This window comes from Microcoleus sp. S28C3 (genome assembly GCF_036700785.1).
Lineage (GTDB): Bacteria > Cyanobacteriota > Cyanobacteriia > Cyanobacteriales > Microcoleaceae > Microcoleus > Microcoleus asticus.
This window is the reverse complement of the sequence record NZ_JAUBPO010000011.1, coordinates 14,345-36,702: the sequence shown is the minus strand read 5'-3', so window position 1 is coordinate 36,702 and position 22,358 is coordinate 14,345. Positions and strand designations below refer to the sequence as shown.

12 protein-coding genes are annotated in these 22,358 nt (G+C 48.2%); 5 read left to right on the top strand and 7 right to left on the bottom strand.

Annotation, left to right across the window (positions count from 1 at the left end; translation table 11 throughout):
* Positions 1-293: 293 nt before the first annotated feature.
* The gene (locus tag QUA13_RS05450; protein WP_333197227.1) at positions 294-1,403 is read left to right on the top strand and encodes a diguanylate cyclase; all 1,110 of its coding nucleotides are present in this window, start codon (positions 294-296) and stop codon (positions 1,401-1,403) included.
* A 59-nt stretch (positions 1,404-1,462) separates the two neighbouring features.
* On the opposite strand, the gene QUA13_RS05445 is transcribed toward QUA13_RS05450, so the two are convergent.
* Both QUA13_RS05445 and QUA13_RS05440 read right to left on the bottom strand, forming a co-directional pair.
* Complete coding sequence (locus QUA13_RS05445; protein ID WP_333197225.1) at positions 1,463-1,702, bottom strand: helix-turn-helix transcriptional regulator; 240 nt, start codon at positions 1,700-1,702, stop codon at positions 1,463-1,465.
* A gap of 260 nt (positions 1,703-1,962) precedes the next feature.
* The gene (locus QUA13_RS05440; RefSeq protein ID WP_333197222.1) at positions 1,963-2,979 is read right to left on the bottom strand and encodes a methyltransferase domain-containing protein; all 1,017 of its coding nucleotides are present in this window, start codon (positions 2,977-2,979) and stop codon (positions 1,963-1,965) included.
* A gap of 585 nt (positions 2,980-3,564) precedes the next feature.
* On the opposite strand from QUA13_RS05440, the gene trxB reads away from it, so the two are divergent.
* The 3 genes from trxB (at position 3,565) to rpoD (ending at position 9,098) form a co-directional block, all read left to right on the top strand.
* Complete coding sequence (gene trxB / locus QUA13_RS05435) at positions 3,565-4,935, top strand: thioredoxin-disulfide reductase (protein WP_333197219.1); 1,371 nt, start codon at positions 3,565-3,567, stop codon at positions 4,933-4,935.
* Between the two features lie 266 nt (positions 4,936-5,201).
* Positions 5,202-6,086: an ABC transporter permease gene (locus QUA13_RS05430; RefSeq protein ID WP_333096144.1), complete on the top strand. Its 885-nt coding sequence runs from the start codon at positions 5,202-5,204 to the stop codon at positions 6,084-6,086.
* Positions 6,087-7,931: 1,845 nt separating this feature from the next.
* A complete protein-coding gene (rpoD, locus tag QUA13_RS05425) occupies positions 7,932-9,098 on the top strand; it encodes an RNA polymerase sigma factor RpoD (protein ID WP_172186456.1) in 1,167 nt (388 codons plus the stop codon).
* A gap of 212 nt (positions 9,099-9,310) precedes the next feature.
* On the opposite strand, the gene QUA13_RS05420 is transcribed toward rpoD, so the two are convergent.
* The 3 genes from QUA13_RS05420 to QUA13_RS05410 all read right to left on the bottom strand — a co-directional run bounded on the left by QUA13_RS05420 (position 9,311) and on the right by QUA13_RS05410 (position 13,774).
* Entirely contained in the window at positions 9,311-9,463 is a 153-nt protein-coding gene (locus QUA13_RS05420; RefSeq protein WP_172186457.1) for a chlorophyll A-B binding protein, read from the bottom strand.
* Positions 9,464-9,585: 122 nt separating this feature from the next.
* Complete coding sequence (locus QUA13_RS05415) at positions 9,586-11,022, bottom strand: ABC transporter ATP-binding protein (RefSeq protein ID WP_333197217.1); 1,437 nt, start codon at positions 11,020-11,022, stop codon at positions 9,586-9,588.
* Between the two features lie 199 nt (positions 11,023-11,221).
* Complete coding sequence (locus QUA13_RS05410; protein WP_333197214.1) at positions 11,222-13,774, bottom strand: DNA topoisomerase (ATP-hydrolyzing); 2,553 nt, start codon at positions 13,772-13,774, stop codon at positions 11,222-11,224.
* A 1,457-nt stretch (positions 13,775-15,231) separates the two neighbouring features.
* Here QUA13_RS05410 and QUA13_RS05405 point away from each other — a divergent pair.
* Entirely contained in the window at positions 15,232-15,627 is a 396-nt protein-coding gene (locus tag QUA13_RS05405) for a response regulator (RefSeq protein WP_172186460.1), read from the top strand.
* 307 nt (positions 15,628-15,934) lie between these two features.
* On the opposite strand, the gene QUA13_RS05400 is transcribed toward QUA13_RS05405, so the two are convergent.
* Both QUA13_RS05400 and QUA13_RS05395 read right to left on the bottom strand, forming a co-directional pair.
* Entirely contained in the window at positions 15,935-20,065 is a 4,131-nt protein-coding gene (locus QUA13_RS05400; protein ID WP_333197212.1) for a DNA-directed RNA polymerase subunit beta'', read from the bottom strand.
* A 357-nt stretch (positions 20,066-20,422) separates the two neighbouring features.
* On the bottom strand, positions 20,423-22,297 hold the full coding sequence (locus QUA13_RS05395; RefSeq protein ID WP_172186462.1) for a DNA-directed RNA polymerase subunit gamma: 1,875 nt from the start codon (positions 22,295-22,297) through the stop codon (positions 20,423-20,425).
* Between the last annotated feature and the right edge of the window lie 61 nt (positions 22,298-22,358).

The window sequence follows — 22,358 nt, the reverse complement described above, 5'->3', positions numbered from 1 at the left end:
TTGAGTTTGTGGGCGCCGTGAATGAGTTGAGGACTTGCCCAGAAACCTGTTTTTTTTACTACGCAAAAAGCCAACTATCAAAAAATGAGTAATAATTCAATAAATCTATAATTCAGTGAAGATGAATCAATGCAGTGCAGGAGGCACGGCAGAAGCTAACGCAGCAGGTTATCCCTTGAAATAAACAGTGTGGTCAAAAATACAGCCACTGCTAATATATAAATGTTAGTATAAGTTAATACCTGACACTAGCTTTATTGCTTCTTTATTATTTATTTATTCGGATCTGCGCTGTGTCTTTTGAATTTATCTCGCCATCTAACTCGCCAGAAAAACTACCAAAAAATTTATCTTTAGAGTCTACTCTTAAGGATCTGGCTGTATTGAATTTTCAAGTTGAAGCTTCATCCCTAGCCAAAGAAGTAGCCCGGTTTTTTCAAGCTCACCCGCTGCTTCCGGGAGTTATCTTGACCGTAAAGGGCGAATTTTTAGGGATGATATCGCGTCGGCGATTTATGGAACGCATGAGCCGCCCTTATGGAGTAGATATATTTGCTTGCAGACCGATTATAGCCTTGTATCAAATAGCTCAAACCGATATTTTGATTTTACCAGGAGTAGCCTTAATTGTCCTGGCAGCTCAGCGAGCCGTGCAGCGACCGCCTGAACTGCTTTACGAGCCAATTGTTGTGCAGTTAGAACCTCAAGTTTACCGATTGTTAGACGTGCATCAACTGTGGGTAGCTTTATCCCAAATTCACCAACAAGCTACTTGGTTTATGAGCGAACTTTATTACAACTTAGCGCTCACGAAATGCGAGCTAGAAGCAGCTAATTCTCAATTAAAAGCAGCTAATTCGGAATTGTATCGCCTTGCCAACTTAGATGGCTTAACTCAGGTTGCCAACCGCCACTGTTTTAACGAATACTTAGAAAAAAAATGGCAAGAATTGGGAGAAGCAGCAGCAGAAATATCTTTAATTTTATGCGATGTTGACTTTTTTAAGAAATACAACGATACTTACGGACATCAGGCGGGAGATGCTTGCTTGCAGCAGGTAGCCCAAGCTATTTTGGAAGCCGTAAATTACTCAACAGGCGAAGTTTCGGGCGAGACTCTGGTAGCCCGTTACGGAGGCGAAGAATTTGCAGTGATTTTGCCTCGGACTTCGCCTGAAATAGCTGTCTGGATTGCAGAGAAAATTCGAGTGTGGATCAAAGAACTAGAAATCGAACACGTTAATTCGGAGGCGTGTTCTCTCGTGACGCTGAGCTTGGGGGTAGCGAGTACGTTTCCTCGATCGTCCGCAGCACAAAAAAACTTGATTGCAGCGGCAGACCGCGCGCTTTATCAAGCTAAAGACCGAGGGCGCGATCGAGTGATTTTAGATTTTAGATTTTAGATTTTAGATTGGAAAAAGTTATCCACGGATTTATCCGTGAGCTTGTTTAATGGTTTCGATCACAGATTGTCTGGCAAATCGCCGATCGACCTGCCGATCCTAGCCAGCAATTTTTCCAAAGCTTTCATCTGCTTGACGGTGAACGTCGGCACGTTCTTTCCCAATTCCCAACGGCTGATTGTTTGCGACGAAACGCCAAGCTCTCGCGCCAAATCTTCCTGACTCATCTCCAGTTCTTCCCTGAGCTTCTTCAAATGCGACTCTTCATCTTCAGGTCGCGGAACGGGCTTTTTCGGCATATCCTCGATCGCACATTTTTTATATAAGATGCTTAAGCATCTTGACTAAACAATAAATTGATTAGACAATTTTGGAAAGGAGCATGAATCGATTATGCCTGACAAACAGCGTCTGAATTCCTAGGTTATTTTTCGCCTGCTTCCCAATTGACAATAAAAGCGTCGTGGGTCGGTTCCGCAGTTGGTCGGATTTGGACAAGTATTTAGCTTGAAGGTGTGCAATACTGCGTGTAAAATTTTATCGGGCGATCGTCCCGTGCCTACAAAGACTCGCACCAAGCACGCTCCGCGGTCCAGTGTCTGTCCGAAGATTCATAAATCCTCAACCCATCCAACCCGGCATTTTGCATCATCTCCTCAACTTGATCCAGCGTAAATGCTGCTTGCAACGAATCGCTGAATAACTGTTTCTGATGCGCGTTGCAATCTCCCGCATACAGCTTGACTAAATTATCCCTGATTTCCGCTTTTTCCGGTCGCAGCAAATCCCGAAAAAAAATTGCTCCCTGCGGCTTCAACACCCGCTTGACTTCGTGCAAAAACGGCAGCGGATCGGGCAAATGGTGGATAATGCTGTTGGAAATCACCATGTCAAAATAGTTGTCAGGATAAGGCATTACCTTAGCATCAATTAATTCGAGACTAATTTGCGATCGCACGCCCGCCTTTTCCACATTTTGGGCCCCGACTTTCAGCATATTTGCCGACAAATCGATGCAAGTCAATTTCCATGCTGGCCGGAGTTGAGAAATTGCGATCGGAATTCTCGCCGTACCCGTCCCCGCATCCAAAACGTTTCCAAAAACCGGCCCCAACGCCACAGCACTCTGAGCAAAAGCAGCATTAACCTCAGCAAAATCCATCGAATCGTATTCGATCGCCTCTTCCAAGGAATCCATCACTTCCGGTTCCAAAACTCGCTGCATAAAATTTATCTCGTTATCTGGCATTTCCATATAGGGGTTCAGTTTCGCTTGCAAAAGCTCGACTAACTCCGGTTCCATATATTGGTAATTGTCCGGAATTTGCAGGCAAATAACTTTCTTGCCTTCGAGGCTTTCGGGAAATTTGCTGCGAAGTCGATCGCCATGCTTCTTCTCCATCACAAATATCAAATCCGCCCAACCGACAAGACCCTCAGTTACTCTAATTCTTGCACCTTTTTCCGTTCCCGCCGATCGCACGCTGTAGCCGCTAACTTTCTGGCATATTTTCTCGGCAGTCAAACTTCTCCACTTATTCTGACTGCACACAAACAATATCTTGATTTTATCCATCTAGACACAATTACAAAATTCTATGTTTATCGTGGCACGGGCGTCCCGCCTGTGCTTCCGAAGCGGTTAAAAAGCTCGATCGAAATTTCCCCCGAGCGCACCTTGCATACCACAAATCATGTATTTTGTCAAATCCATCCAAATCTCCGTTACAATTCTTAAACCAGAAAATGCGGATTTTGCATAAACAATTGTACTTATTACATTTGCAGAGTTCGTTAATTTTACGATTTTAAAAGCTTTCAGCGTCAAAAACTTAAATTAGTCATAATGCCGCTGGATTGTGAAAATCGTACCACAAGCCTCAAAGCAAGTAAATAGGTAAAATAATTGAGAATAAAGTCAATAATTTTGGTCATCTTTAGATTTTCTTAAGATTTCAGCGGTCAAAATAGATCGAACATTTAAAACTAAATCGACTTTTAGATTGTTTTTGCTTATAAAACAAGCTGGAGTTGCCCCGAAGACCGATCGACCCTCAACAATAGATACAGATGCTCGATCGCACAATGGCATCAAACCAAACTCGATCAAACTCTGCTAGAATTAGTAAAACGAAGTCGTTATGAGTTTGACTAAATAGCTATGACCGAACAAACCGTAGAAAACTTAGTGATTATCGGCTCAGGGCCCGCAGGCTACACCGCAGCCATCTACGCCGGGAGGGCAAACCTGAAACCTGTAGTGTTTGAAGGCTACCAAGCGGGAGGCGTCCCCGGCGGTCAACTGATGACCACCACAGAAGTCGAAAACTTTCCCGGCTTTCCCGAAGGCATCACCGGGCCACAGCTCATGGATCGGATGAAAGCTCAATCAGCGCGCTGGGGTGCCGAATTATACACAGAAGATGTAATTTCGGTGGATTTGAGCCAGCGGCCGTTTACAGTGCGATCGGAAGATAGAGAAATCAAAACCCACACGATAGTAATCGCTACAGGCGCGACGGCGAAAAGGCTGGGGCTGCCTAGCGAACACGTATTTTGGAGTCACGGCATTTCTGCCTGTGCGATTTGCGACGGCGCTACCCCAATTTTTAAAGGAGTAGATTTAGCTGTCATCGGCGCGGGCGACACCGCAGCGGAAGAATCTATTTATTTGACAAAATACGGCTCTCACGTACATATGCTGGTGCGGCGCGATCGGATGCGCGCCAGCAAGGCCATGCAAGACCGAGTGCTGAGCAATCCCAAAATTACCGTGCACTGGAACACCGAAGCAGTGGATATCTTGGGCGAACCGGGCGGCAAAATGGACGGGGTGAGAATTAGAAATATCGAGACCGGCGCCGAGAGCGATTTGCTGGTGAAAGGATTGTTTTACGCGATCGGTCACACTCCCAACACTCAACTTTTCCAAGGTCAGTTAGAACTCGACGAAGTAGGCTATATCGTTACCAAACACGGTTCGGTAGAAACCAGCGTTGAGGGAGTTTACGCCGTCGGCGACGTGCAAGACCACGAGTTTCGCCAAGCCATCACCGCGGCCGGTAGCGGTTGTATGGGGGCGATGCTGGCAGAACGTTGGCTCTCAGTCAACAATTTAACGCAAGAATTCCATCAAACCGAGGAATCCGAGCAACCCACAGCAGCGCCGGAAGCTCAAAAAGTTCGCAAAACCAGTGAGAACTTTGATATCACAGACACGCGCCACGAAGGAGGTTATGCTTTGCGGAAGTTGTTCCACGATAGCGATCGGTTGATTGTGGTCAAATATTCCGCTCCGACTTGCGGCCCTTGTCACAGCCTCAAGCCGATTTTGAGCAAAGTAGTAGATGAGTTCGAGGGCAAAATCCACTACGTGGAAATCGACATTGAAGAAGATCCAGACATTGCTGAAAATGCTGGCGTGATTGGTACGCCGACGATTCAGTATTTCAAAGACAAAGATTTGGTAGCTGAACTCAAAGGAGTTAAGCCGAAAAGCCAGTACCGCGAGTTAATTGCCAGTAATTTGTAGGACATTCGATCGATTTTAGATTTGAGATTCGCCAAGGGAAATTTAACCTAAACTCGACTTGCGTCCCGCCTGCCAAAAACCCGGTTTCTCCCCTGCGCGCCAGTCCCGTGCAGGGGAGAAACCGATTTTTTTTTAGCTGCATCCCGCGAAAAAACCCGGTTTCTCGCGAGTGTTTGGCGAATAAGAAAGAGGATTTTTGAGTGTTCCGGGTTTTTTCGCCTGAGTCCTACTAAAATCTAAAAGTCTTATATTGGTTGATCGTCATTATGGCTCAAAGCCGCCTCCGACTGCCGCGATTTCTCAACAGTGCCTCACCGTCAAGCCTGTCAATGAAAATGATGTGGGCAGGTTTGACAATAACTGCCGTGTTTGTATTAGTAGCCACCTTGTCTCCAGCTATGCAAGCTTGGGGATGGCTGCAAAATCCTACTGAGGCTTTGATTAACCCCATCCACGAACCGCCGTCGGCGAATTATTGGTTCGGTACTAGCCGCAGCGGCTACGATGTGTTTTCCCGCACGCTGTTTGCTTCTCGGGCGGCTTGGCAAGTGGTAATTTTAGCCACTGCTTTGAGTTTGTTTATCGGTGTGCCGCTGGGTTTGGTTAGCGGTTATTTGGGCGGTAAGCTCGATCGAGTATTGTTATTTTTAATGGATACAATTTATACTTTGCCGGGGCTGCTGCTTTCTCTGACGCTAGCGTTTGTAGTGGGAAAAGGAGTTTTGAATGCTGCGATCGCCCTGAGCATTTCCTACATCCCTCAATACTACCGCGTTGTCAGGAATCACACCGTTAGCGTCAAAACCGAATTGTTTGTCGAAGCCGCGCGAGCAATGGGTGCTGATACTTGGACAGTGCTTTCGCGCTACCTGTTTCTGAATGTGATTCAGAGCGTACCGGTGCTGTTTGCGCTCAACGCTGCCGATGCAATTTTAACATTAGGAGGTTTGGGATTTCTCGGATTAGGACTTCCCGAAGCAACTCCCGAATGGGGACACGACTTGCGTTTAGCTTTAGATGCGCTACCTACCGGCATTTGGTGGACAGCTTTGTTTCCCGGTTTGGCAATGACTTTAATGGTAGTGGGACTGTCTTTGGTGGGGGAAGGATTAAACGAATTTGTTAACCCTCGGCTGCGGAATCAGCAGTAATTTGTGTCGCGGTTAAATTAATTTCGCAGTCAGGACTTTAGTCCTTATTCACAAAAAAAAATGAAGTCCTGACTACAAACACGCGCTATAAAGAGATGATAATATCGCCCCGATTAATTACTAATTTTTTCTCTTGCAAAGGTGAATTCTTTCTAGTAAACCTTCCTTGGGTTGTCAATATAGACACGGAGCGGAAATTTTTCTTGATAGCTTCATCCCCTAACAGTCAAGCCACATAATTTAAAGGCGGGTATAGGATAAAGCCCGGATACGTTTTTTCTGAGGAAGCTCTGTAAATAATAACAAAACTTTGAGCATCGCACCAGCGTCCTACCGCTCCACATCTTTAAGTGCATCCAGCAGCTTATGCCTTGTCCAACAAGAGCAAGCACATCGCTAACTGGGTAAATTTTCCTTCCCTTGGGGAGTTATCATCTGCAGGCAGTTGCAGCCACACCCTCTGCAGATTTTGTTCCGTCTGCTTGAAATTATCAAGACAATTCGAGAATGCTACCTAAAATTGATTAAAGGGCTTTATTAAATCTTCACACTGTTACGATATATTTAAAGGAATCGTGAAGTTATACTTCCGGAAGATGGCGAATTGTGGTTTTTGTGAGAAAGTGCGATCGCGCAAGTGCCAGCCGGAAGTCAACAAATTTTAGAGCAGTTTGCAGCCGAGCATTGCGCATTGCGTTAAGTCTCAGTAGAATTTATCCGGGTGGTTTTTGCCGCTGACGCGACAAACTCGTGTCGAACTGCTTAAATGAGAAAGTGACGTTAAGAACTTAATGTGATTTAACGTCAAAATTAAACCCAATTTCTGAGATTTGAGCTAACTTAACAATGAAAGCCCCTGTTGCATTACTCAACCCGCAACGCTTCATTTGGGGTCAGAGTCGGTCTCTAATCCAGAGTTGTCGGCTTAAAACTAAAGCTACGAGCTTTATTCAATCGCACATTGCGTATGATTCAATTCAGGGAAACAGGGTAAAGATGGGTGTATCTACACGGATTGTATTGGTCCCAATTCCGGCAAGTCAAAAACTGTCTGCTAACTGTCTGGCCAACTACGCCGCAGCCGTTCACCCAGATATGCGCAGAAAACAGCGCCGTTCGATTGTGCCAAAGTTTTTACTGGCCATTCTCAGGATTTAGCAGATTTAGACACGAGTCCCTATTGTCAAGCTAAGCTGATAGAGTTTTCCTAGTTCTTGACAAACAATGGAAAACAACTTCCATTTTTTGTGAGAAAGGCTACAATCGGAAAGGTCTTTGCAAGATCCGATTCTCCCCGTTTGGTGTTTTGACTCTCTGCTGTTGCATTTGAGCCAGCAGACCCGCATCCAAGGTGGCGAAAATTTGCCATGAAACTGTCATGTCTGACAACATCATGAAAGCACCAGGCGCATAAAAAGTTCGACACATCGAACACAAAAGTTAGAGGGTTCCGTGCCGGAAAACTTGTACTGGTAAAAGATCGAAGTACAGAGTAAAAAAGTTAGTATTTTTTGAGGTGCGATCGATCGCATTTCATGGTTTGCTTCTCTCGGCAAGGTATCGCAGATAATGTGGTAACTCGCTCCGAAAGAAAAAGCCGCACGCTCAATCCCATGTCGCGATGTTAAACTTTGCGATCGATTGAATGCGCTCCCTGCTTCAAACCATAACTGGAACTTTGACTCATAAAACTAGTGCAGTTTCGGTAACAGATTCAGCTAGCCGACCGAAAATCCCACTATTTCTTCCTGCGGAAATGTCAATACTGGCTAACTTGTCTAAACTACAAACAGACACTATTCCACTGTTATTTATTCTTTAATTCAGGAGCATGAGGAAGACGGCATGATCCAGGCTAACACCGTACTCGAAACCACAATCACACCCCAAATGGAAACTATCGAGTTGCTTCGGAGCGCCGAAAGCGTTCTACCTGAGAGCGAGTTGGAACTCTTTATCGACGAAGAAGACGATAGAGAAGAATTCTTAGATTCTCAATCTGAGGAGGACACTAAATCTGGCAAAGGTGCCAAAGCCCGTCGTCGGGCACAGGCAAAGAAAAAGCATTATACTGAAGACTCTATTCGTCTTTACCTGCAAGAAATCGGTCGGATTCGACTGCTGCGAGCTGACGAAGAGATTGAACTAGCGCGCAAGATTGCAGATTTGCTGGAATTAGAGCGAGTTCGAGAACAACTGCTTGAAGAGTTAGACCGCGAACCCAAAGACAGCGAATGGGCTAATGCTGTAGATATGGCACTCCCTGCATTCCGTCACCGACTCCACGTCGGCCGTCGGGCTAAGGAAAAAATGGTGCAATCAAACCTGCGTTTGGTGGTGTCGATCGCCAAAAAATACATGAATCGCGGTTTGTCTTTCCAAGATTTGATTCAGGAAGGATCTTTGGGTCTGATCCGGGCCGCTGAAAAATTCGATCACGAAAAAGGCTACAAGTTTTCTACCTACGCAACTTGGTGGATACGTCAAGCCATCACCCGGGCAATCGCCGACCAATCGCGCACTATCCGCCTGCCGGTTCACCTTTACGAAACCATTTCGCGGATCAAGAAAACTACCAAACTCCTGTCTCAGGAAATGGGTCGCAAGCCTACGGAAGAAGAAATTGCTACCCGCATGGAGATGACGATCGAGAAGTTGCGGTTCATTGCTAAGTCCGCACAGTTGCCCATCTCTCTAGAAACTCCGATCGGCAAAGAGGAAGACTCACGTCTGGGAGATTTTATTGAATCAGACGGGGAAACACCAGAAGATCAAGTCTCAAAAAACTTGCTCAGGGAAGACTTGGAAAGCGTTTTGGATACTCTCAGCCCCCGAGAACGGGATGTACTGCGGCTGCGTTACGGCTTAGATGACGGACGGATGAAGACCTTGGAGGAAATTGGTCAAATCTTTAACGTCACCCGCGAGCGGATTCGCCAAATCGAGGCTAAAGCCCTGCGGAAGTTGCGCCATCCCAACCGCAACAGCATCTTAAAAGAATATATCCGCTAGAGTAATTTTCTAGCATCACCCAAAAGAGTGATTCGCACTCTTTTTTGGGGGGGACACCCCCCGCCCCGGTTTGGGCTATAGCTGTTAAATTTTGTGCTGCTAACTGCACGGAGCAAGTGGCTATTTGTTGCCCAAATCGCGCTGCCAAAATTTAGGGAGTCCGTTACGGAACTCCCAAGCTTTGCAGTGTCACAAAAGTCTTAACTAGAAAATTACATCAGGCCCCAAAAGTGAAGCAGGCCTTGACCGGAAACCAATTCGATTATGACAGCGGCAGAGAAACCAATCATCGCCAAACGACCATTCCAATTTTCGGCTCCTTCGCTGAAGCCCCAGTTCCAAGCGTTGCGTTTTTGTTCTTGCATAGTGCGAACTCCTTTCGTTAACTTTTGTAAGGCTTATGTAAATTAATATAACAGTGACTTGAAAAAACTTCAACTTTGTGAATCCTAATATCAGTCAAAACGGTCGATCGACCTTGAGGATTTTACCTAACAGGAAAAATAGCCAACTCAGTATCGGGGTCGAACAAGTGAATTTTGTCATGGGCGATGGCCAGCCAAAGCTCCTCGCCAACTCGGATCGATCGCTCAGGAGGAACCCGCACTTGCATCCGCACGGCCGGAGCATCCGTCAAACAGACCCGCAAATAAGTTTCGTGTCCCAAAGCCTCTACAATTTCCACTTGTACCGAAAGATTTTTGGTAGCAGGAGGGTGAATGCTCAGATGTTCCGGCCGAATGCCCAAAATTAGCCCTCGCCCGTCATATTGTTGTAGACTTTTTGCCCAAATATCGGGTAAAGTAAAGCGAAATTGCGGGTGAGAAATCAACAGCGGAGCACTAAATTCCACCGACAAAAAATTCATCGGCGGAGAACCGATAAACTCAGCAACAAACAAATTAGCCGGCTTGTTGTAAAGCTCTAGAGGTTGAGCTACTTGCTGAAGCTGACCTCTATTCATAATAGCAATCCGATCGCCCATAGTCATCGCCTCAGTTTGGTCGTGAGTCACATAAATAGTTGTAGTTCCCAACTGTCGCTGCAACTGCACAATTTGCGATCGAGTTTCCGCCCTCAATTTCGCATCAAGATTCGATAGCGGTTCGTCCATCAAAAACACCTCAGGATTTCGAGCCATCGCCCTACCCAAAGCTACCCGCTGCTTTTGCCCTCCCGAAAGTTGTTTCGGCAAGCGATTTAAAAGAGATTCTATTTGCAATAATTCAGCTACCTTCAGGACTCGTTCTCCTACTGCCTTTTCCCGTTCCGACAAATAGCGCAAACCCGGAGGCAGCTTGCGAGTCGCTCCTCCTAAAAAGTCCTCAAACAAAGGATAAATTAGATGAGTTTTAAAAGAATTAGAAGCTAAATAATTAATAACCTCTTCTACCTTATTCCTAATTTTTTCTCTCTTCTGGATGCTTCCTTCTTCTCCTTGTATCTTCCCCCTTATCCCTTCTACTTTCTTCCCTCTTCCTTCTTCCTTCTTCCTTCTTCCTTCTTCCTTCTTCCTTCTTCCTTCCTCTTTCTCCCTTTCGGAGCGACGCAATCCAAAGGCGAGATTATCGTAAACTGTTAAGTGAGGATAGAGAGCATAATTTTGAAATACCATAGCGATATTTCGGTCTTTAGGAGGCAAATCGTTAACCACCCGATCGCCAACCCAAATATTGCCGGCCGTCAAAACTTCCAAACCGGCGATCGATCGCAGCAAAGTGCTTTTTCCGCAGCCAGAAGGCCCCACCAGCACCATGAATTCCCCGTCTTCGACCGTAAGGTTAATGCGCCGCAAAACGCTGTTAGACGAAGGGCGATCGGCCGCAGGCGAGACACTTTCTGCGACGCTGTTTGCTTCTTTTTCCTGTTCTCCTTGGCGGAGCGGAAAACTTTTGTAGATATTTTCTAATACAACTTGCGCCATCAAACAATTTTAGATTTTAGATTTTAGATTTTAGATTGGGGAATTGGAGGCAGAGCCTCCGGGTATGTATTCCCAGGCAAAGCCTGGGAACAAGGCTTAATGGGGAATGGAATTGGACGTATACGCTCGAAGACAACAAAGGCAATCTTTAATTGACTCACAGCGAATAATGACACAATGAATGACCCATGACTAATGACTATTGACTGCTGATAACTTTGATAATTTTTTCACCCGGATTGAGGTCAAAAACTCGATCGCCCCCAGAATCTTTCCCCCAAAAAGCTATAGCATCAATAGCCGATCGCAGTAGACGGCCAGAATTAGTTAAAAGTTTGACATCCGTATCGGGAACAGCCCGCAGCAAGCCAACTAAAGCATCTTTAGGCTCTGAGAAACGAAAAGCTTGAGTGCCAATTTCACCTCGGTTAGTAAGCCTGACAGAACCTGCAGGCATTCGTTTTGCCCAACCCAACTCCGAAAATAGCACCAAACTGTCGTCCGGGTCGAGAGTGATGCAGCCCACCAACTGTTCCTGCTTCCGCAACCTGGTTACTTGAGAACCCTGGGCGGCGCGGCCCATTGGCGGCAGTTGTTCGTCATCGATATCAAACCGGAGGACTCGGCCTCCTGAAGTTGCGATCGCCACTTGCTCGCCGACTTTGCCCAGACTCGCGCAGCGCAGCCGATCGTCCTCCTTGAGTTTAACAACAGTAACGCCGCGATTAGTCAAATCAGCAAATTCCTGCATCGGCAAGCGCTTAATTTTCCCTTGCTGAGTCAGAGTTACTAAATCCGCCGCTTCGGAATTTTCCGGCAAAATAAAGTGTGCAACTGTGATTTCCGACAAAGCGCGACCGGCACTTTCTTTAGTAGCACTCGGCGACAACAAACTAACGATCGGCGTTCCCCGGTCTTTTGGGCTACTACTAGGAATATCGGCCACTTTCAGCGGGTAAGCTTTGCCGTTAGGAGTTAAGATGACCAAAGTGCGATCGGTTTTCGTCAGCTTTGCGGTAACAATAAAATCTTCATTTTTTTCTAAAGCTGAAACCGATTTTTCGCGACTTTTCGAGCGAGGCCGTTCCCCAGCAGGCAAGCGCCGCACGTACTGCTTGTGCGAAAATTCAACAATAGTTTCCTCTGCCTCTAGAACGGGCAATAAGTTAGGCTGAATAGTTGCCGGCGACAACTGCTTCACCGCAGAATTTTTCTTACCAGAAAATTGTGGTTCGGCGTTTGCTGCGCGTCCGGTTCCATTGGCGAATTTAGTGCGGCGGGGGTCAGCGTACTTGCGTTTGAGCGATCGAAATTCCTTCTTTAAAGCCTTCAAAAGTTCGCGCCTGTCGCTCAACAACCGCTGCAATTCTTGAATATTAGCCATCAACTCATCAAACTCAGACTGCAAATTTTGCCTTTCCAAACCAGTCAGCCTGCGCATCGGCATCGCCAAAATCGCATCAGCTTGACTTTCGCTCAAATTGAGGCGAACTTGCAAAGTTTGCTTAGCAGTAGAGCCGTCAGGAGAATTTCTGAGAATGTCGATCGCTGTATCTAGATTTGTCAAAGCCAACATTAAGCCTTGGACAATATGACAGCGGCGTTCCGCAGCCTGCAACTCGTAATTGTAGCGGCGGGTAAGAGTCACTTCCCGGAAATCCAGAAATTCCTGCAACAATTGTCTCAGCGTCAACTGTCGCGGTTGACCGTTAACAATTGCCAGCAAAATCGCGCCAAAATTTGTTTGCAGGTCAGTTTGTTGGTAAAGACGAGCCAGAACCGCTTCAGGGGTAAATTCCCGCTTGAGTTCAATCACGACTCGAATGCCTTCGCGATCGCTCTCGTCACGCAAATCAGAAATACCGTCGAGGCGGCCGGAATTGACCAACTCCGCCACCTTTTCAATCCAAGCCGCCTTATTTACCTGAAACGGAAACTCCGTCACCACGATCGCCGTTTTAGTGCGCACCTTGCGATTACCGGGCACCTCTTCCACCCCTGCCACACCCCTGACCGCAATGCTGCCTCGACCCTTAGTGTAGGCGTCAAAAATGCCCTCTGTAGCGACGATTTCCCCTCCGGTCGGGAAATCCGGCCCCGGAATCAGTTCTATCAACTTCTCGTCGGATAGTTCCGGGTTTTCAATCAAAGCAATTAAACCGTCTACCACCTCCCCCAAATTGTGCGGCGGGATATTAGTTGCCATCCCCACAGCAATGCCCGTACAGCCGTTGAGTAATAGAAACGGCAACTGAGCAGGCAGCGCCGTCGGTTCCTGCTGCGAACTGTCAAAGTTTCCAGTAAAATCAACAGTTGCATCGCCGACTTGGGTGAGCATCGCTTCGTGGGCGATCGGTGCCAGCCTAGTTTCCGTATAGCGCATAGCAGCCGCCGGGTCATTGTCCACCGAACCGAAATTGCCGTGACCCGCAAGCAAAGGATAGCGGCTCGAAAACTCCTGAACCATTCGCACCAGAGCGTCGTAAACCGATTGGTCGCCGTGAGGGTGATATTTTCCCAAAACATCTCCAACGACCCGCGCGCACTTGCGGTAAGGTCGGTCTGGCGTCAGACCGAGTTCGTGCATCGCGTACAAAATTCGACGGTGAACCGGTTTTAAACCGTCGCGGACATCAGGCAAAGCTCGCCCGACGATCACACTCATGGCATATTCGAGGTACGATTGCTGCATCTCGGCGTGCAGAGGCGTAGAAATTACTTGCCCGGAAAGTAGGTTGAGTTGTTTAGCCATGAGTCCTTGTGTCCGTTAATTCCTGAGTGAAGACAGCCTCTGTCAATAATGCCGAGGTTGCCTGTCTCGAGTGAAAAGCGTTTGCCGCAGGCGAACCGAAAGTTCGGTCCAGCCGCCTAGTTGGAGAATAAAAATAAACTTAACTTGTGAAAGCAGAATCCGAGTGCCGAAGACGGGCAACGCTTGCCTCTTACTCTCCACTCTTACCCTAACCTCTATGTTGCCTTCATTTGCGCCTACCTGTCTATTTACTGCCCGCCGTCAGAAGGTTGATTCACAAGAGAACACCGAATGCCAGAAGCTCAGAACGTAATGAGGCTTTAGCCCTTCCTAGCAAAGCGTCACGAGGGACTAAAGTCCCCGTCAATCTATGATAGAATTTAATTGCAATTAGAAATAACCATCTACGCGAAGAAATATTCTCTTCAGGAAAAAAGCCCGATCGATCTCGTCTCGGTAAAGCCGTAGCGTTTATCAATCAGCACTGGTAGAAGATAGAGCCTAGCGCATTTTGGCAAGCGCGATCGACTCGGAAAGCATTAAAAAAAAAGTAAGCCCAATTGCAATACCTCTGGTAGGGGTACTTGTTTTGAACGTGTAGAGGTGTCTGGACTACGAGTGAAGTCCAAATTTTGGCTTATTCCAGAATGGAGCGTCGCGGTGACTCGCTTGAGAGTGTCAAAAATGGCGATATTGAAGAATTCAGCAGTCAAAAGCTCTCATCGCGACATCTCCTAGTCTGACCTCCGCTTGATGAACGGAAGCGTCGATATTTTAAGCCGTCTCGATCGGTCAAACTGAGAATTAGGAATTTCCAACAATCCCCGCTAGATTCGCCACTCCGAATGCTGGGGCGGGAGTATGTGAATAAACACCGCTTGATTCTAAGAGCAGGAAAGAAAATAATTGTCACACCTCCGGCACTCTCATATCAGTTTCAAAAAAGAATGCAACTCAATGCCCGTGCTCCAAACCCATATCCAGTAACTCATTCCCCATCTAAAATCTAAAATGGTAGAAGCCGGAGGCTTGACCGAAAGAGAGGATACTATAGTGCTGGACGCACGGGTAGCCAGAAACCGGGTTTTTCATAGCAATACTTCGTTATAGCCCGCCTAAACGATCGAGAACCCGGTTTCTAGGCATCGTCCATGCGCCCAAGATTGTACTAGAAACCTGCTACCTGAGAATCTTGAGACTCTCACCAGTGCCAGGTCTAGTTATAAAAAACAACTAAACTGTCTGTGTGTAGTAGTCTAAATGATGATGGTACTGGATGCTTCTAGGCATCTTTACACCTTCTGACACCTAGTAGATCAAAGATATACATACGGGTTTTGCAGGGTTCCCGGCTGATGGCGCTAAAAACTCTGCATTTTTGACGGGGAATGTACTCCCCGTGCCGTGTTCCTCTTTGGACTAAAGTCACAAAGTTTCTATACTTCCCATATTTATTTATGAAAACCGTTCTGATTGTAGAGGACGATTTGGTTAATGCTCGGGTTTTTTCCAAAATTCTGACTAAGCGGGGGGGCTTAGCCGTGAAGCACACGGAAAATGTTGAAGAGGTGATGCAGATTGCTGCAAACGGCGAAGCTGATTTGATTTTAATGGATGTGTCGCTTTCCCGCAGCGTGTACCAGGGGAAATCTGTTGACGGCATTAAGATTACTCAACTGCTCAAAGCTGACCCGCAAACTGCCTCGCTGCCGATTATTTTGGTGACTGCTCACGCGATGGCCGGTGATAAAGAAACATTTCTGGATCAAAGCGGTGCTGATGGTTACATCTCTAAACCTGTGGTAGACCATCAAGAGTTTGTCGATCAGATCAAGGCTTTGCTGCCTGATTGAGTGAACCATACATTAAGTGGGAATAAGAAGGAAGAAGGAAAAAGGAAGAAGGAAGAAAGAATTTTTTGTTTGAAACAACAAACCATTAAAACTCTTGAATTACAAATTTTTCTTGAATTCTGACTCTTCCTTCTTCCTTTTTCCTTTGGAGATCCCGATCGCACAATGCGACGAGTTCTGACTTTTAATGAGTGAGGAAAAATTTGAGATTTTTCAACTCATGAGAGCGAAGAGTGCGTTGCGGCGAGGAACCTCTCCTCAGCGATCGCAACGCTATTCACTCATTCATGCAATCTCAAAACTATTATTAGTCTTCGTCCTCATCGAAGTCAAAACCGATATCATCATCATCGTCAGCATCAGGCCCCAAGGCATCATCCTCAGTCTCAGCGACAAAATCGTCATCATCAACCTCAACTTCTTCAAAATCCTCATCAGCCTCAAGCTCTGACCCGCGCCCGATCTCAAAACCGCTCTCGATCGTATAAGCGCGGCGTGCAGTGCGATCGTCCAAAACCACATCCTCCTGCAAATCGTGGATGTCGTCATCAAACACAGCACCATCAAAACCCGCATCCTGAACCCCAGCATCCTCATAGGCATTGAACCCAGTACCCGCAGGAATCAGGCGGCCGATGATCACATTTTCCTTCAGACCGCGCAGCCAGTCAGACTTACCTTCGATCGCAGCTTCAGTCAATACCCGCGTAGTCTCCTGGAACGAAGCCGCAGAAATAAAGCTATCAGTATTCAGCGAAGCCTTAGTAATCCCCAGCAACACCGGAGTATAATCCGCAGGCGCTCCACCAGTAATTGACATAGCCTCATTCACCTGCTCAACCTGCCGCAATTCCACCAACTCGCCGGGGAGCATAGTAGTATCGCCGCCATCTTCCATCCTCACCTTGTTAGTCATCTGGCGGACGATTACTTCGATGTGTTTATCAGAAATATCCACGCCTTGAGACTGATAAACCGACTGCACCTCATTCACCAAAAATGTCTGCACCTGTTGGAAACTCTCCAAAGCCGCCTCAAAAGTAGGCTGCCGCTCCTTGAGAACGTGGAAGAACACCTCTAGAATTTCGTGAGGGTTAGCAGGCCCGTCGGTCAAAGCTTCGGCAACGCCCACGCGCTGTCCGTCGGAAACGATCGGGTTTTGACCGGGCAACAAAGGATACTCCTCAATCCGGCCATCATCCTCAATCACCGCCAGTTCCACAACATCATCATCCGTAACTACCCGAGCCGTTCCCGGCCGCTTGGCTAAAATACAGGCTTCCTTCGGCTTGCGCCCTTCGAGAAGTTCCTCAATCCGTGGCAAACCCTGAATGATATCCCCAGTCTTTGCCCGCTCAAACACCAGAATCACCAAATTGTCACCCCGCTGCACCAAATCGCCGTCGTCTACGTGCAGCACCGCACCGGCCGAAACCCGGTAAGGGCGAGCCACCCTGAGCAAGAGTTTCGCCGGTTCTGTCTCCGACGCAGGTACAACCTTCACAACTTGGCCGGACTCTTCGAGAACAACCCCCGGAGCTATTTCAGTACCAGCCACCAGCAGTTGACCCGGACTCACATCCGGCGTACCCGCCACAGAGATCGAAATAGAATCCGCATCCCGCATTACCAACAGTCGGCGCACGGGTTCGTTAAGTCCCTCGCGGATGCCCCGAACGATACCCGCTTCTTTGCAGAGAATCTCGGTGCGGGCGACTACTGCCCCAGGCGCGATCGACTGCCCATCCTCCACCAAAAGCCGCGTGTGAGTGCTGCCCTGAGTCGGATCGGCAGACACGTCCCGCCGAATTACCAGCGATTCCAAAATCACCAACTGCAAGCGGAAAGTTTTTGAAGCTCGATCGCCCCCATCGGCCACAGTCATCGCCAACTCTTGCGACGCACTAACATCTTCAGGCGAACCCCAAGCCGGTCCCGAACCGTCAGCCCCAAAAGCCATAGCATCTTCCTCATCCGGCAGCAGCTCGATATCCGCCGCCAATTGCGGAGCTCCGGAACCAATTTCCAAAATAAGCTGAGTCCGCAGCAGTTCCAATCCCTCGACCGATTTGACGCGCTCCCCATCCTTATAGGGCAGTCGCTGCACCGCTTTCAAAGAGATTGACTCATTCAGCGCCGTCTGAGAAGGCACCGGCGGCTTGTCAGGTACTGGAAATTCCACCACAGGCCGCAGCAGCAAAGCCGGGCCCTCGGGAGTTTCGATATACTCGGCATAGCCCAACTCTTCGGCAATCAAGCCCGGGAAAATCTCTTGACCCGCGTTGACAATTTGACCTTCCCCGAGAGTTAGCGGCGGGCGGTCAACTACATGGAGTGTCCCCGGTTTAATCACAATTTCCCGGAGGATGTCATTTTTCTGAGTGATTTCCACTGCCCCGCTGGTTTGGCAGAAAATATCCTTAACCACCTCAGTACCCGCCTCCACGTACTGGCCATCTTCCACCAGCAGCAGAGAAATATCCTTATTCACCTCGTGGCACTCTTCCGGTATCCACAGCAGAGTCCCCCCCTTCACGACTTCGTAGCCAAGTTTAGCTTTGCCGCGCTTGTGGACTTCTACCCCGCCGTACTTGACAATGCCCCCTGTCGCTGTGCGGTAGCTGTCGTCGAGCAGTTCCGCCACCACTTCCCCGTTAATCACCTTGCTCCCGGGAGCCGTCTTCAGGGAAAACCGCTGCTTAGAAGCTGTTTCGATCGTGTAGTGGTCGCGGCCGCCTGCGCTTTCGGCCCGCACGATGGCTTGGTCGAGCAGGACTTGCGCGGTGATAATTTCGATTTCTCTCGGGTCAGCGATACGGACTACGCCACCGTGTTCGGAGACAAGTTTCGTTTCGGCAATCACGCTTTCGGCCGGAATGCGATCGCCATTTTTCACCGCTGGTTCGGCGCCGGGGGGCAAGTTGTAGACCTCTCCTGAGAGAATCCAAATCAGCCCGCCTTTGCTGGCTGTGCGGGTTGTGTTCCCTTGGCGGTCGGTTTTTTCTTCTGGCACCAAATCAGCAAATTTGGCTTCTCCGGCTAAGTCGGAGGCTACGTCCGTAGTCACTTTTTCCGTAGTTTTGCGGGCTGCGCGACCGACGATCGGCACTTCTGCCAAAACTTGACCGGGAATGGCGCGCTGTCCGTCTTTGACCATCAGAGTAGAACCCTGGACGATCGCCAATTCGATTTTCAGTTTTTGATTTTTGGCGCCGGATTTCCCTTCTTCAAAGCCGTCGCCCTCAAATACAAGTTTGCCGTTGTTTTCTGCCACCAGTGCTTCTTCGCCGTGTCTGGTGCGGAACGAGCGGGTGCGCAAGTTCTTGAATTTCACTACGCCCGGGAAGGGGGCGCGTTCTTGTTTCGCGACTTCTCCGGTGAATACGCCGCCTGTGTGGAAGGTACGCATGGTGAGTTGGGTTCCCGGTTCCCCGATCGACTGAGCCGCAATAATCCCGATCGCCTCTCCCATGTCCACCATTTGCAAGTGGGCAAGACTCCAGCCGTAGCAGTGCTGACAGACCGAGCGCGTAGATTCGCAAGTCAGGGGCGATCGTAAATATACCTCTGCCACCCCAGATTTACCAATTTCCCCCGCCAACTCCTCGGTAATTGGCTGATTTCGGACAGCTTTTTCGCTGCCGTAAGCCACGATTTCCCCGGTTTTAGGGTGCACCACATCTCGGGCGAAAACGCGCCCCAGCAGCCTGTCCTTCAGGGGAATCAGCACTGTTGCTCCGTCCGTCATCGGCCGCACTCGAATTCCCCGCTGGGTGCCGCAGTCCACTTCCCGGACAATTACGTCTTGGGATACATCCACCAAACGGCGGGTCAGATAGCCCGAGTCTGCCGTCCGCAAAGCCGTATCTACCAAACCCTTGCGCGCTCCGTAGGAAGAGATGATGTATTCGGTAACGGTGAGTCCTTCGCGGAAGTTGGTTTTAATTGGCAAGTCAATGATTTCTCCTTGCGGGTCAGCCATCAATCCGCGCATTCCGACTAGCTGCCGCACTTGAGAAATGTTCCCCCGCGCACCGGAGAAGGCCATCATGTAGACCGAGTTTAGGGGGTCTGTGGCTCGGAAGTTTTTGACTACTTCGTCTTTGAGGTCTTCTGAGGTGCTGTTCCAGGTATCGATTACTTTTTGGAAGCGTTCGACTTCAGTGATTTCGCCTCTGGTGTATTTTTGTTCTGTGATACGGATTTCTTCTTCGGCTGCATCGAGGAGCGATCGTTTCGACGGGGGCACTTGCAAATCGTCTACGCTAATCGAAACTCCCGCTCGTGTCGCAAAGCGGAAACCCAAGTCTTTGAGTTTATCGGCCATTTGCGCTGTACGGGCCGTTCCGTAGTGCATGAAAGACCAAGAGATTAATTTTTTGAGCTGACCTTTGTCAACAACTCGATTGCGAAAAACAATTTCCTTCTTTTCTGTCATTTTTCTGAGTAGTGGTAATTGGTAATTGGTAATTGGTAATTGGTAATTGGTAATTGGTAATTGGTAATTGGTAATTGATAAGTAGAGCGAGCGGCACGAAAAAACCAGAAGCATCTTGTAGGGGCTGGTTTAGCGTAGAAGGAGGAGATGTAAGCGAGGAGATGAATGCACTCACCCACCCTACCCAGTAATGTTTATTTGCACCTACCTACTTAATTGGTAATTGGTAATTGGTAATTGGTAAATTTTCCTGCTTCGACCGCTATTATTTGTTAGCGATTATTTGTCAGTTATTACCGATTACCCATTACCTCTTACCGATTACCCATTACCTCTTACCAATTTTTCTCCCAATTTCTAATTGTTAATTACCGATTCGATGGTTTGGTGATAGATAATCCTGCCCGGAGTAGTGCGAATGAACTGATTGATCACCTTGCCCTCTCCGTCTTCGCGAACCCGGCGGAACTTGTATTCTTTCGTCACTATACCGTCGGTCGAGCGTTCCACCTTTAGCGGTTCTCCCTCGGGTTCTGTGTTTTCTATGGCGCCTTGAAACCTCACCCAGACGTATGAGTGCAAGTCAACGACTCCTTGTTCGTAAGCTACAACCGCGTCCGTGAGGTTGGAGAAATAGTGACCGGCTCCTTTTTGAGCGTCAGGATTTTCGGCTGTCAAGTAATAGCAACCGAGCACCATATCTTGAGAAGGAGTAACGATCGGTCTTCCGGTTGCCGGCGACATAATGTTGTTAGAAGCCAGCATCAGCAAGCGCGCTTCCGCCTGAGATTCCAGAGACAAAGGCACGTGCACGGCCATTTGGTCGCCGTCAAAGTCAGCGTTAAAAGCCGGACAGACTAGCGGGTGAAGCTGAATTGCCCTCCCGTCCACCAAAATCGGCTCAAAGGCTTGAATCCCCAAACGGTGCAGCGTCGGCGCCCGGTTCAGCATCACCGGGTGTCCTTCAATTACCTCCTGAAGCACGTCCCAAACACTCGGATCGTTGCGCTGGATCAGTTTTTTGGCAGCTTTGATGTTGTTGACCAATCCTTGGCGGATCAAGCGGTGGATGACGAAAGGCTGGAAAAGTTCGATCGCCATTTCCCTCGGCAAACCGCACTGATGAATTTTCAGTTTCGGCCCCACCACAATCACCGAACGCCCGGAGTAATCAACCCGTTTCCCCAGCAAATTTTGCCGGAAGCGGCCTTGTTTCCCTTCAATGATGTCCGACAGCGACTTCAGCGGGCGGTTGTTTGCCCCCACCACCGTCCGGCCCCGGCGACCGTTGTCAATCAGCGCATCCACAGCTTCTTGAAGCATCCGCTTTTCGTTGCGGATGATAATCTCCGGCGCCAGAATTTCTTGCAGTCTCGCCAAGCGGTTATTGCGGTTGATGACTCTCCGATAGAGGTCGTTGAGGTCACTGGTTGCAAAACGCCCGCCGTCTAGCTGCACCATCGGCCGCAAGTCCGGGGGAATCACCGGAATCACATTGAGTACCATCCAATCGGGATGAGAACCCGTAGCGATGAAGTTGTCAATCACTCGCAAGCGTTTAATCAACTTCGCCCGTTTTTGACCTTTAGCATTAGCAATATCTTCCCGCAGCTTTTCCGCTTCAGTTTCTAGCGGAATGTTTTGCAGCAAAACTTGCAAAGCTTCAGCACCAATCCCCACTTCTACACCTGTGAGTGTGGAATCTTCGCTGTAAAGTTCGTCTTCTATTTCCAGCCAAGCATCTTCCGTGAGCAATTGCTTGTATTGCAGCTTCTCTGCATTACCTGCATTGAGGACAACGTAGGCATTGAAATAGACGATTTGTTCGACATCTCGCAGCGGCATATCTAACAGAATTGCCATGTAACTCGGGATGCCTTTGAGATACCAAACGTGAGCTACTGGAGCTGCTAATTTGATAAAGCCCATGCGATGGCGGCGCACGCGAGATTCAGTTACTTCAACACCGCATCTTTCGCAAACAATGCCTCTATGGCGAACTCGTTTGTACTTCCCACAATGACATTCCCAATCTTTTGCAGGTCCAAAAATGCGCTCGCAAAACAAGCCATCCATTTCAGGTTTTAACGTGCGATAATTTATGGTTTCCGGTTTTGTCACTTCTCCAGTAATCTGACCGTTGGGTAAAGTTCTCTCTCCCCACTGTCGAATTCTTTCTGGTGAAGCTAACCCAATCTTGACGTAATCAAAGCGTTGTTCTATTTTAGCCATTCTTGACTCCAATTGATAATTTACAGTCGATTATTTGTGGTAGTTTATCTTTTTTGTTGGC

Excerpts from the sequence above, each read along its gene's own strand:
- QUA13_RS05445 (WP_333197225.1), bottom strand. The coding sequence starts at position 1,702 with ATGCCGAAAAAGCCCGTTCCGCGACCTGAAGATGAAGAGTCGCATTTG.
- QUA13_RS05440 (WP_333197222.1), bottom strand. The coding sequence starts at position 2,979 with ATGGATAAAATCAAGATATTGTTTGTGTGCAGTCAGAATAAGTGGAGA.
- trxB (WP_333197219.1), top strand. The coding sequence starts at position 3,565 with ATGACCGAACAAACCGTAGAAAACTTAGTGATTATCGGCTCAGGGCCC.
- QUA13_RS05430 (WP_333096144.1), top strand. The coding sequence starts at position 5,202 with ATGGCTCAAAGCCGCCTCCGACTGCCGCGATTTCTCAACAGTGCCTCA.
- rpoD (WP_172186456.1), top strand. The coding sequence starts at position 7,932 with ATGATCCAGGCTAACACCGTACTCGAAACCACAATCACACCCCAAATG.
- QUA13_RS05420 (WP_172186457.1), bottom strand. The coding sequence starts at position 9,463 with ATGCAAGAACAAAAACGCAACGCTTGGAACTGGGGCTTCAGCGAAGGA.
- QUA13_RS05415 (WP_333197217.1), bottom strand. The coding sequence starts at position 11,022 with ATGGCGCAAGTTGTATTAGAAAATATCTACAAAAGTTTTCCGCTCCGC.
- QUA13_RS05410 (WP_333197214.1), bottom strand. The coding sequence starts at position 13,774 with ATGGCTAAACAACTCAACCTACTTTCCGGGCAAGTAATTTCTACGCCT.
- QUA13_RS05405 (WP_172186460.1), top strand. The coding sequence starts at position 15,232 with ATGAAAACCGTTCTGATTGTAGAGGACGATTTGGTTAATGCTCGGGTT.
- QUA13_RS05400 (WP_333197212.1), bottom strand. The coding sequence starts at position 20,065 with ATGACAGAAAAGAAGGAAATTGTTTTTCGCAATCGAGTTGTTGACAAA.
- QUA13_RS05395 (WP_172186462.1), bottom strand. The coding sequence starts at position 22,297 with ATGGCTAAAATAGAACAACGCTTTGATTACGTCAAGATTGGGTTAGCT.